Annotated in this window: 13 protein-coding genes, 1 pseudogene and 2 CRISPR repeat arrays; of the genes and pseudogenes, 8 read left to right on the top strand and 6 right to left on the bottom strand. The window is 60.8% G+C overall.

The window, feature by feature from the left end; translation table 11 throughout:
* Positions 1-105: 105 nt before the first annotated feature.
* From Q4B98_RS04980 to cas2e, 8 genes are all read left to right on the top strand, one after another.
* Positions 106-558, top strand: coding sequence for a hypothetical protein (locus Q4B98_RS04980; protein ID WP_303195997.1), 453 nt, complete (start codon positions 106-108; stop codon positions 556-558).
* Positions 555-2,204: a type I-E CRISPR-associated protein Cse1/CasA gene (casA, locus tag Q4B98_RS04985; RefSeq protein ID WP_303195998.1), complete on the top strand. Its 1,650-nt coding sequence runs from the start codon at positions 555-557 to the stop codon at positions 2,202-2,204. Before Q4B98_RS04980 ends, casA begins: the two co-directional genes overlap by 4 nt.
* Entirely contained in the window at positions 2,204-2,830 is a 627-nt protein-coding gene (casB, locus tag Q4B98_RS04990; RefSeq protein ID WP_303195999.1) for a type I-E CRISPR-associated protein Cse2/CasB, read from the top strand. The genes casA and casB overlap by 1 nt, the downstream gene beginning before the upstream one ends.
* On the top strand, positions 2,827-3,930 hold the full coding sequence (gene cas7e / locus Q4B98_RS04995) for a type I-E CRISPR-associated protein Cas7/Cse4/CasC (RefSeq protein ID WP_303196000.1): 1,104 nt from the start codon (positions 2,827-2,829) through the stop codon (positions 3,928-3,930). Before casB ends, cas7e begins: the two co-directional genes overlap by 4 nt.
* Positions 3,927-4,634, top strand: a complete 708-nt coding sequence (cas5e, locus tag Q4B98_RS05000) for a type I-E CRISPR-associated protein Cas5/CasD (RefSeq protein ID WP_303196001.1) — start codon at positions 3,927-3,929, stop codon at positions 4,632-4,634. Before cas7e ends, cas5e begins: the two co-directional genes overlap by 4 nt.
* Complete coding sequence (gene cas6e, locus Q4B98_RS05005; RefSeq protein ID WP_303196002.1) at positions 4,634-5,299, top strand: type I-E CRISPR-associated protein Cas6/Cse3/CasE; 666 nt, start codon at positions 4,634-4,636, stop codon at positions 5,297-5,299. The genes cas5e and cas6e overlap by 1 nt, the downstream gene beginning before the upstream one ends.
* Positions 5,300-5,383: 84 nt before the next feature.
* A complete protein-coding gene (cas1e, locus tag Q4B98_RS05010) occupies positions 5,384-6,241 on the top strand; it encodes a type I-E CRISPR-associated endonuclease Cas1e (protein WP_303196130.1) in 858 nt (285 codons plus the stop codon).
* Between the two features lie 2 nt (positions 6,242-6,243).
* Entirely contained in the window at positions 6,244-6,588 is a 345-nt protein-coding gene (gene cas2e, locus Q4B98_RS05015) for a type I-E CRISPR-associated endoribonuclease Cas2e (protein ID WP_303196003.1), read from the top strand.
* A gap of 54 nt (positions 6,589-6,642) precedes the next feature.
* Positions 6,643-8,134: a CRISPR direct-repeat array (repeat unit 25 nt; unit sequence GTCTTCCCCGCCTACGCGGGGGTGA).
* 158 nt (positions 8,135-8,292) lie between these two features.
* On the opposite strand, the gene Q4B98_RS05020 is transcribed toward cas2e, so the two are convergent.
* The 6 genes and pseudogenes from Q4B98_RS05020 to Q4B98_RS05040 form a co-directional block, all read right to left on the bottom strand.
* Positions 8,293-8,706: an XRE family transcriptional regulator gene (locus Q4B98_RS05020; protein ID WP_303196004.1), complete on the bottom strand. Its 414-nt coding sequence runs from the start codon at positions 8,704-8,706 to the stop codon at positions 8,293-8,295.
* Positions 8,706-8,915, bottom strand: coding sequence for a type II toxin-antitoxin system HicA family toxin (locus tag Q4B98_RS05025; RefSeq protein ID WP_303196005.1), 210 nt, complete (start codon positions 8,913-8,915; stop codon positions 8,706-8,708). Before Q4B98_RS05025 ends, Q4B98_RS05020 begins: the two co-directional genes overlap by 1 nt.
* Positions 8,916-9,124: 209 nt before the next feature.
* Positions 9,125-9,391 carry a type II toxin-antitoxin system RelE/ParE family toxin gene (locus Q4B98_RS05030; RefSeq protein ID WP_303196006.1) on the bottom strand — a complete coding sequence of 89 codons (267 nt, stop codon included), beginning with the start codon at positions 9,389-9,391 and terminating at the stop codon, positions 9,125-9,127.
* Positions 9,388-9,609, bottom strand: coding sequence for a type II toxin-antitoxin system RelB family antitoxin (relB, locus tag Q4B98_RS05035; RefSeq protein ID WP_303196007.1), 222 nt, complete (start codon positions 9,607-9,609; stop codon positions 9,388-9,390). Before relB ends, Q4B98_RS05030 begins: the two co-directional genes overlap by 4 nt.
* A gap of 102 nt (positions 9,610-9,711) precedes the next feature.
* A CRISPR array of direct repeats spans positions 9,712-9,867; the repeat unit is 30 nt; unit sequence GTCTTCCCCGCCTACGCGGGGGTGAACCCA.
* Between the two features lie 218 nt (positions 9,868-10,085).
* Positions 10,086-10,310: pseudogene (locus Q4B98_RS10560) on the bottom strand (CopG family transcriptional regulator); the annotation flags it as partial.
* A gap of 125 nt (positions 10,311-10,435) precedes the next feature.
* Positions 10,436-10,654, bottom strand: a complete 219-nt coding sequence (locus Q4B98_RS05040) for a hypothetical protein (RefSeq protein WP_303196008.1) — start codon at positions 10,652-10,654, stop codon at positions 10,436-10,438.
* Positions 10,655-10,816: the final 162 nt, after the last annotated feature.

Here is a 10,816-nt window from a genome sequence, read left to right on the forward strand (position 1 = left end):
CAACGCGGCAATGAAGCTGCCCGCGAATCCCGAACGCGTCACGAAAAAGCAAAACAACGGGCTGAGACGTACCGACTGTCCGATCCTTTCAGCGCTTCGAGTCTCATGAAGGGGATCACCGACATGGGAACCGTCGACCCTGAGAATGCCCGTGGTCACGCTTCCGTGCGGGATTCGGAAGATTCCATCGAGGTCATCGTCGTGCAGCAGACTGATTCGGACGAGTATCGCCTCCTGAACAACATCGGGGAATTCTCCAGAGCTGACCTGCCACTCAACGGTGCCCCCGATGGCGATCTCGCCCGAGCGGTCGCCTCTTGCACAGTCACGCTGCCCAGATCCCTATCGACCCCATGGGATATCGACCAGACGATCGCCGAGCTCGAAAACCCACCAATCGATCTAAGCCCCTGGCAGTCGTCACCGTGGCTGCGTGGACAACTCGTCCTTGTCCTTGACCCCGATGGCAACACGACCCTTCGCAACCGTCAGATCCACTACGATTCTTATTACGGACTCACGGTTGAGTCCCCCCTCCAGAATGGAGTACCCGCATGACAAGCGCATTCAACCTCGTGGATGAGCCGTGGATATCCGCCAGGACCATAGACAACAACGTCACAGAAGTCTCGATCCGGGACGCCTTTCATCGGGCAACCGAGTTCCGTGGACTCGCTGGCGAGATTCCTACCCAGGAGGCTGCGGTTTTGCGGCTGCTCTTGGCCATTGTCATTCGGGCAACGGCACGATTCCGTAATGATGACGACAAGATCGACGACTGGGGCGAATGGTGGAACTCCGGGCTGCCGCTCGAGGACATCGACCCTTACTTGGACCGCTGGCATGACCGTTTCAACCTCTTTGACGACAAAGTCCCATTCATGCAAGTCGCCGACCTTCGCACCGCTAAGGGGGAATACTCCGGACTGGAAAAGATCATCAGTGAAGTCCCCGCCGGCGACAAGTTTTTCACGACGCGGGACGGCGCTGGGATCGAGTCGCTGAGCTTTGCCGAGGCAGCACGCTGGCTGGTCCACGCCCACGCTTTCGACGTTTCGGGCATCAAATCTGGCGCTATCGGAGATCCCCGAGTCAAGAGCGGTAAAGGCTTCCCAATTGGTACCGGTATGAGTGGTGCGATGGGAATCGTCATCATTGAGGGCACATCCTTGGCTGAAACCATCCTGCTCAATCTTTTTCTCGAAACCGACCCACGCAAGGACGTCCCGGTCTGGGAGCGAACCCCGCAAACTGCCGCACCGGATGAAGAACACCCGGTGCCCACCGGATGCGCTGACTTGTTCACCTGGCAGAGCCGACGAGTGCGCCTCATCACCGACGGCCATCGAGTCGTCGACGTCCTGCTGTGCAACGGCGACAAGGTCGAGTGGAAGTACCTCCTCCATAACGACTCGGCCACCGCCTGGCGCTTCAGCGCTCCGCAGACGAAAACCGCCGGTGAAACTGTGTATATGCCCCGAGGCCACGACTCCGCGAAGACCATGTGGCGCGGTTTGGAGCCGTTGCTCGTCCACGAGCCGACCGCCGAGGACCGCCGCAGAAAGAAAGCCGGAGAACCCAACCCATGGTTACGACCCGAGATATTCGAGCAGCTCGCAGCCTGCTCCAGCGAAGGAGTGCTATCGCAGGACCATGTGGCTCGGTTACGGACGATCGGCATGGAGTACGGCACGAACAGCTCAGTTGTGGCTACAACGATCGACGACGCCATGCCGACCTCAGTTGCCGTCATCGCTAATGAGCGGCTTGGGCGACTGGCGGTCGACTGTGCCCGGACAGCGGATTCCCTCGTCTTTGCACTCCAGAACCTTGCCACTGATGTGAACGTCGCGGCCGGAAGTGAATCGGAAGGTGTACGTCCTCGCGCCGCAGAGATGGGTTACGCAGCCCTCGACCTGGCATACCGAGACTGGTTCAGCCGCCTGTCCAGCTCCACAGACGTCGACGCTGCGACACTGTCCTGGCGGCGACGTGCCCGCCAAGTCATACGCACGGTCGGCGAGCAGATATGCCGGGACGCCGGGCCGGCGGCCCTCACGGGTCGTATGGTGACCGATCCCAAGACCAACCGGGAAGATCTCATGGATCTCGCCCGCGCCTGGCAGCGTTTCGTGACCCGTGTGCGCACTTCGGCCCCGCTTCCAGAAGACCCACAACGTCATACCAGCCGAAAGGGGCAGTGATGCCAGAACCGTGGAATGAGGTCAAAAGTGCGACGCTGAACGTTGTCAGTCGCCTGCAACGGGGGTACCTAACAAGTCCCCGTGACGCATGGTCAGTGCGCACCATGGCTGCGCTGCGCCGTGCCGACGCCGCGACACCAGGAACCGACCCCCAGCTGTGGGAGGTCACTTTGGGACGCCTTCCCGACGACCTCTTAGGGCACGGAGCCGCCCCGGCCACGGCTGCCGAGCGGGCTGTCCATGCCTCAATCGTCCTATATGCCATACACCAGCAGTCACGCTCCGAACCCATGCACGTGCCTGGAGTCGGGCTGGGTCAGGCCGTACGCAGCCTGTCCTCCCGACGCTCCGGCGGGACCGAGTGGGACCCGGGCACGCTGTCTCGATTCCAACACCTGTGCCGTGCCCAGCAATGGGGTGTCCGCGTCGAAAGCCTCCGTGGACTTATCACCCTTATGCGATCGGAGAACGTGCCCCTCGACCACGGACGACTCGCCGCAGATCTGTGGCGTATCCAAACTTCGGCGTCTGACAGAGTCTTGCTCGACTGGGGACGCCAACTTCACCACCTTCCATCCGACGACCAGAATCTTGACACCCCGACAGACCAAGGAGAAACCCGATGAACTACGTCGACATCCACGTCATCCAGAGCGTCCCACCTTCCAATGTCAACCGCGACGACACCGGCGCTCCGAAAACAGCGCTGTACGGCGGCGTGCGACGGGCACGGGTGAGTTCTCAGGCGTGGAAGAAAGCCGTGCGGACGTCCTTCAAAGACTATCTGCCCACCGATCAGCTGGCTTCCCGAACCCAGCGCGTCGTCGAGCTGCTCATGAACCGGCTCACGGCGGCTCCGTATGAGTTCGATGAGGACGACGCTCGCAAGCGTGCTCTCAAGGTCGTCAAGGCACTCAAGCTCAAGGTCAAGGCACCTCGCAAGTCCGGTGGCGAGGGAATCGAGTACACGGAATACCTCGTCTTCTTCTCAAACCAGCAGCTCGACCGGCTGGCGCAGATCGCTGCTAAGGACGAGATCAAAGCAGCCGACGTGAAGAAAGCGGCTGATTCTGATCATGGGATCGAAGTGGCGCTGTTCGGACGCATGCTAGCCGATTCGAAGGATCTCAACGTCGACTCAGCCGTGCAGGTTGCCCACGCCCTGAGCACCCACGCCGTCGACATCGAGTCCGACTATTTCACTGCGGTCGATGACTACAAACTCGATGAAGACGACGCCGGTGCCGGGATGATAGGTACCATCGAATTCACGTCCGAGACGCTGTATCGGTTCGCGACCGTTGCGATCTCTACCCTGAACCGCAATCTCGGCGACGTCGACTTGACCGCCCAAGCTGCGTCTGCATTCGTCCGTGGGTTCGTCCTGTCGATGCCAACCGGTAAGCAAAACACCTTCGGCAACAACACGATCCCCGACGCCGTCGTCGTCCAGATCCGGAAAGGGCGATCGACGAGTTTCGTCGGGGCATTCGAGGATGCCGTCCAGCCCGACGGTGGAGGTTACGTCGAGCCATCCTGCCGAGCCTTGGCCGACTACGCCCACGAGTGCGAGCAGGCGTTTCTCGGTGAGCCGGTGGCGTCCTTCGTTACCCGTGTCGGAACCCGCACCAAGGCGGTCGGGTCGATGGGCACCGAAATGTCCATAGACGACCTCATCGCTTCGGTTCGCGACCAGGTCACCTCACTTCTCCAGGACGAGTCGTGACCGTCCTGCTCCTGCGTCTCGCTGGACCCCTACAGTCCTGGGGGGATTCCAGCCGATTCACGATCCGAGCCACTCGACGGGAACCGACGAAGTCAGGTGTGCTCGGTCTGTTGGCGGCGGCGCAGGGACGGCGTCGCACCGACAGTATCGAGGACTTACTCACCCTTCGATTCGGCGTGCGAACCGACCAGCCGGGCTCGGTCATCCGAGACTTCCATAGCGCAATAGACTGGGCAAAGGTCAAACCCATGCCGTTATCGAACCGCTATTACCTATCCGACGCAGTTTTTGTGGCGGGGGTCGAGGGCGACCCAACCTTGGTTCATGGCTTGGATGACGCGATCAAAGATCCGCAGTTCCCGTTGTACCTCGGCCGCAGGTCCTGCCCCACGGAAGGACAGGTGTCCTTGGGAGTTCGGGACGGCGATCTGGTCGAGGCTTTGAAGGATGAACCTTGGCACGCCAAGACGTGGCACCGTCGCCGTCAGGGACGATCTGTCCGGCTTCCCATCGCCTACGACGCCGCTCCAGGACAGCCCGGCAATACTGTCCGTGACATCGATACTGTCCGTGACATCCCGCTGAGCTTCAACCCGGAACGACGCGAATACGGTTGGCGCGACGTCGCGACGATCATAAAGGTCGTCGATAATCCCAACGGCACCGACGAACCCGACTGGTTCGCAGGTCTGGAAGGAGCCTGATGTTTCTCACCCAGTTTGACATCAACGTCGCTCGTCGCGACGCCATGCGCCTACTGGCGTCTCCGGAACGACTCCATGCCGCCGTGCTCACCGCATTCCCTCCCGGCCAGTCCACCTCTGACAATGCACGCACTTTGTGGCGTCTGGATCATGGGCCGGCTCGCCACGATGTGCGGCTCATGATCGTCAGCCCGCTACGACCGGATCTGACAGCGCTCAACGAACAGGCGGGCTGGTCCACCGGTATTTCAGGCCGATCCGCCGATTACGACCCCTTCCTACAGGGGCTGCGGTCGGGTTCGACGTGGCGTTTCAGATGCACGATCAATCCCACAACTGCTGTCCGCAGATCGGCAGGCGCACGGGGAAAGCGCGTCGCCGAAGTCACCTGTGAGCAGCAACTGGCCTGGTTCATCGACCGGGTTCAGCGTCATGGTTTCACCCTGCCAGTCGATGACCAGAGCACGCCTTCGGCCCAAGTGACCCGCCGTGACGTGCTGCGGTTCCGGCGACAAGGGGCAAAGGTGACGCTGGCGACGGCCCAGATTGACGGCGTTATCCAGATTGAGGACGCTGAGGCCGCACAACTGGCACTCGTGCAAGGAATCGGGCCCGCGAAAAGCTACGGCTGCGGACTCATGACTCTGGCACCACTGACGAGGTGACCGATGGCCAAGCCAATTCCGGGGCCGCGGCCGGCCGAGGTCCAAGAATTGGCGCGCGTCCAAGACCGGTTGAGCTTTATTTATATGGAGCATTGCGTCGTCAACCGAGATTCCAATGCGATTACTGCGTCAAATCAGCAGGGAACGGTGCACATCCCGGCGTCGATGATAGGCGCGTTGTTGCTGGGGCCGGGGACGAACGTCACGCACCAGGCGATGATGCTGCTGGCCGAGTCTGGCGCGACGACACTGTGGGTCGGTGAGCAAGGCGTTCGTTATTACGCCCACGGGCGTCCCCTCGCGCGAACCACTCGGCTACTCCAACTCCAGGCCGAGGCCGTCACTGATCGCAAGAAGCGGTTGGCAGTTGCGCGGCGCATGTACGAGATGAGGTTTCCCGATGATGTGGCCACGGGACAAACATTGCAGGAATTGCGAGGCCATGAGGGGGCTCGGGTCCGGCAGGCGTATCGGGACGCTGCGACCAAGTTCGGCGTCAACTGGGATAAACGTAGCTACAAGGTGGACGACTTCGCCTCGTCAGACCCAGCGAACCAGGCCCTCACAGCAGCCACGACGTGCCTTTACGGAGTTGTTCATTCGGTGATCGCGGCGCTTGGGTTATCGGCCGGACTCGGCTTCGTCCACACCGGACATGACCGATCCTTCGTCTACGACGTGGCTGACTTGTACAAGACGTCGTTGGCGGTACCCGTTGCCTTCGAATGTGCAGCGACCGGAGATATCGAAGATCTTGCCGGTATTACGCGCCGGGCCATGCGTGACGCTTTTCACGAGTCGAAACTGTTAACCAGGTGTGTGCAGGACATCCACGCGTTTCTTGGTGCCCCGGGCGAACCTGATGAGGGGTACGGCTGGGACATCGTGGAGCTGTGGGACGACCGGGAAGGCGCTGTGGCCGGAGGAAAGTCCTGGGGGTAGTCATGATCGTGCTCGTCCTCACCGCATGTCCAGCAGGTCTACGAGGCCACCTCACTCGATGGTTATTGGAGATCAGTCCAGGTGTCTTCGTCGGGCACGTTCCGGCTCGTGTCAGGGATGCGCTGTGGGAACGCACCGTCGAAATGTGCCGAGACGGGCGAGCAATATTGGTGTACACAGTTCATGGGGAACAGCACTTCGATTTCCGCGTTCACCGTCATGACTGGAACGTCGTTGATTTCGATGGGCTGAAGCTCATTAGAAGACCGAACAATAAGACGCATACTTCAACGCTGCGGCCAGGGTGGAGTTCAGCTGCGCGACGTCGTAGAGCGGCAAGACGTTAAATCGAGTACAGTTATATCTGGTTGAGGTTCCTGCATCAGTCGTAGTCGGCTGGTGTCTTCCCCGCCTACGCGGGGGTGAACCCGGTCTTCGAGACGGTCCGATCGGGGGTCGGTCGTCTTCCCCGCCTACGCGGGGGTGAACCCGTGTCAAGACAAGGTGATGTGTGCCGGCTTTTGTCTTCCCCGCCTACGCGGGGGTGAACCGATTACCCAGCGCAGCGGTGATCTTACCTGGAAGTCTTCCCCGCCTACGCGGGGGTGAACCCTGGGTGAGCCCGGCTGCCGCCATCGGCCCAAAGTCTTCCCCGCCTACGCGGGGGTGAACCCCCCCTAGATAGTTGACACGTCACAGCAGGGGTGTCTTCCCCGCCTACGCGGGGGTGAACCCATTCCGGGAAATTGTTACCGGTGCATGGAATGGTCTTCCCCGCCTACGCGGGGGTGAACCCTGCCGAACAAGGTCTTCTAGGCGTTCAAGCCTGTCTTCCCCGCCTACGCGGGGGTGAACCCGACTCGGTATTACGGCCGGACAGTTACGGACCGTCTTCCCCGCCTACGCGGGGGTGAACCCTAGCCCCTGCCGCGAGAGCCTGGACCACCCTGGTCTTCCCCGCCTACGCGGGGGTGAGCCCTCGGGGAATGGATCCCGCCAGCTGAGTCGGCGGTCTTCCCCGCCTACGCGGGGGTGAGCCGGACGACGCCGCCCGCGACCTACTCACGGCCTACGTCTTCCCCGCCTACGCGGGGGTGAGCCAGCCGGGTTCCTCACCATCGACGAAGTACGGGCTGTCTTCCCCGCCTACGCGGGGGTGAGCCGAACCCACCTCCCTATCTGCCGTGATTGCGGATGTCTTCCCCGCCTACGCGGGGGTGAGCCCAGCCGCCGATGTGGAAACGTCACTGCTGCGGCGTCTTCCCCGCCTACGCGGGGGTGAGCCATTACCCACCATTAAGAACCCCGACACCGCGCGTGTCTTCCCCGCCTACGCGGGGGTGAGCCCACTCGTGCAGGGCGCAAAAACTCGCGAAGACAGTCTTCCCCGCCTACGCGGGGGTGAGCCGTCATTTACGTTGCGCCCGGGGAGACGCCCCCTGTCTTCCCCGCCTACGCGGGGGTGAGCCTGCGGCTCACTGATCCAATCTCGTGGTCACCAAGTCTTCCCCGCCTACGCGGGGGTGAGCCGATGAGAGAGAAGATCTCTATGACCTCATCTCCGTCTTCCCCGCCTACGCGGGGGTGAGCCATCGCCAGAAATACGAATACCCATAGCCGGGTTGTCTTCCCCGCCTACGCGGGGGTGAGCCCGCCAAGGAAAGGAAGGCCATCGAGAGCGTTCCGTCTTCCCCGCCTACGCGGGGGTGAGCCCTACTATGGTCTAGGGACATGAGGAACTTGTATGTCTTCCCCGCCTACGCGGGGGTGAACCCAACTGATGGCCCCCACCCCCGCGTCCCCCGGAGTCTTCCCCGCCTACGCGGGGGTGAACCGTCACCGAACACCGGATCGTTAGTGAACGCTGTGTCTTCCCCGCCTACGCGGGGGTGAACCGGCGGCGCACCTGGTGCGCCGCCTTCCCCTGTGCTGGGAGCGGCGTTAGTCGTGCTGGTTGCCGATCGGTAGGTGTGGGCCTGGTGCCAGATGGGGGTCCACATGCGATTCAGTTCCGGTGGTTTTCGAGCAGCTGGTAAGTAGGCAGAGAGGTATCAGCGGGTGAGTTGGTAAACCCTTTGGCGGGTCACCCCAAGCACGCGGGCGGTGTCGTTGGCGCTGTATTTCTTCTCGACCCTCAGCAGGGTAACGGCCTCACGCTTGCGTTTGGCCGCGTGATCAAGCACCTTCCGGGCTTGGCGCTCTTCCTCCTCACCTTCTTCCCACATGCGGCGGGCGTCGGCCTCACCATCCAAGCGAACGTGGACCTTAAACGCCTTCTCATCGGGTCCATCCTCATCCCAGGCGGTAATGATTCCGCGGGCCTCGTCTGCGACCTGACCCAACTTCACTGCTTGCCCAACCGCCCCGAGGGCCGGAATCTCGAATACCCAGAAATTCGCCTCAGGTGAGACCTCACGATGGGCGATCACGTCATAGACCGTCTCAGCTTCTGCTGTCATGCTCATTACTTCCACTCCTTCGGAATCGTCACGCCTGCTCGCTCCAGCTGCGCCAGGACGCCAGCGGACATGAGCCGGTGACCTGTTGGTATCGATACGCGCCCGGCCTCGTTAGACCTCCCCCAGATTTCATGAATTCCTTTCGCGTCACGCAGATAGCCCCATCCCTGGGAACGCAGCAGCTTGAAGACGTCCTTGGTTTTCTGCGGCTTCATCTATTATAGTAGAGTCCCACTTTACATATAAGACAACCCCCTATTTACAATTTTAGTTGGCTTCTGTGAGTCCTCCACTTATGCCGTGGTGCCTTGCACGAGAGCTAGATGCTTGAGGACGTCGCCCACAAGGGCACCGACACCCAGCAATGTAGATAGGTGTACATGATGATAGATGTATGAGTATCTATGTATCTTTCTATCGGGGCTTATCGGTAGATGTCGCGGCGGTGACCGATGGACAGGGTAAGGATGATGAGGCGGTCATCGTTGAGTGTGCATATGAGGCGATAATCACCGATCCGGTAGCGCCACAGTCCAGAAAGATCACCGGTGAGGGGCTTGCCGTGGCGGCGGGGATCGTCGGTGTTGTCGATGTTTTTCGTGATCCAGCCGTGGATGAGTTTTTGGGTGTAGCGGTCCAGCTTTTTGAATTCTTTATCGAACCGGCTAGTGGTTTCGATCTGCCAAGTCATAGGTCACACTCGTCCCATAGCTCACTGATGGGACGAGACTGGTAGTTGTCGTTGGCGTAGTCGGTGAGTGCCTCACGGGCTACTTGCAGATCGAACTCGTCGGCGATGCGGTCGAAGAGGGCTTGTTTAAACGCATCGCTCAGGGACTGCGAGTGTAGGTGGGCGTAAGAATCAGCTAAGCGGCGCTCATGGTCGGTTAAACGGATGGAAAAACTCATGATGTCACCTCGGGATTATTCTTAAGACGTCTGTAATACAGTGTACTACACGAGGGTGGGGGAGTCCGCTCCTCGACCCCGCGTAGTACGTATCAGGGGTATGGAGTCTTCCCCGCCTACGCGGGGGTGAACCCAGCTCATGATGGGGCCTTGATCGTGACCGGGGTGTCTTCCCCGCCTACGCGGGGGTGAACCCATGACCGCGGCGGGAGAGGGCGGCAGGATCGAGTCTTCCCCGCCTACGCGGGGGTGAACCCACCGGCCACCCCTGGTGAAAATCCGTCCCCCACTGCCGCGTCCCCAGGGGGCTTACCCCCGAATGCCTCTCCCCGGCTCTCTGTGTGCCCCTCGGGCTTGCTTGCGTCTCTGTGTACCCCTCTCAGCGCCTTGCCGGGGGCTCCTGCGTGCTTTTTCCCAGGTGCCGGGTGATGGGGGCTCAGGGGGCGGGTGGTAGGGCAGGGGGCAGCGAGATACGCGCTGATAGCCGACCGGATAATTTCCGAGGTGGTTTGCCCACTCTCGTGCTGTCGAGCCGTCAGCGCAGCGTCTAGTTCTGGATCCAGTCGTACTGCGACTGTACGAGAAGGTCCCTTCCCCATTGGAGGGCGTCCAGGACGAGCGCGCTGCATCGCATGGGATGACCAGCACTCGCTCGTCATCGAACACCAGCCCAACCAACTCGAACCAGCGCCCTGCATCATCACAACACACGCGCAACATGCGCCCCGGGCGAAATAGGTGCGTTGTAAGCCGAGGCTTACAACGCACCTATTCAATAGGGTCGATTCTAATGTGAATCATCCTCTTCAATCCTACTAGTCAGAGCTCATAGTCTCTTTTCGCCTCGCTCGCGCGAACCGGCAATAGCATGATTCATGTTCTTGCCTCCTTCGTACAAGAAACCAAGCGCTAGAAGCCCCAACAGCACATGCTCCCAACGAGACAGCTGGATCATTCTTCCCGTTGCCAGCCACTCGATAACGGGAACTCCAATAGAGATTGCTACCAGCAGCTGCACAACCGCCTTATAAAGCTTGCTCTTCACGTCAACCCTCCTGCATCTCTTTTTTAATTAGAGACCCATGGCTGCCTTGCAGGGTGCCAGGAAATCAAGTCCGACAACCGCAGCGATCAGGTCTTCCCCACCTCCGCGGGGGTGAACCCGCCTTAGCCGCCACAAAAGCAAGGGTATATGCGTCTTCCCCGC

The sequence above is a fragment of the Cutibacterium sp. genome (assembly GCF_030525615.1).
Classification (GTDB): domain Bacteria; phylum Actinomycetota; class Actinomycetes; order Propionibacteriales; family Propionibacteriaceae; genus Cutibacterium.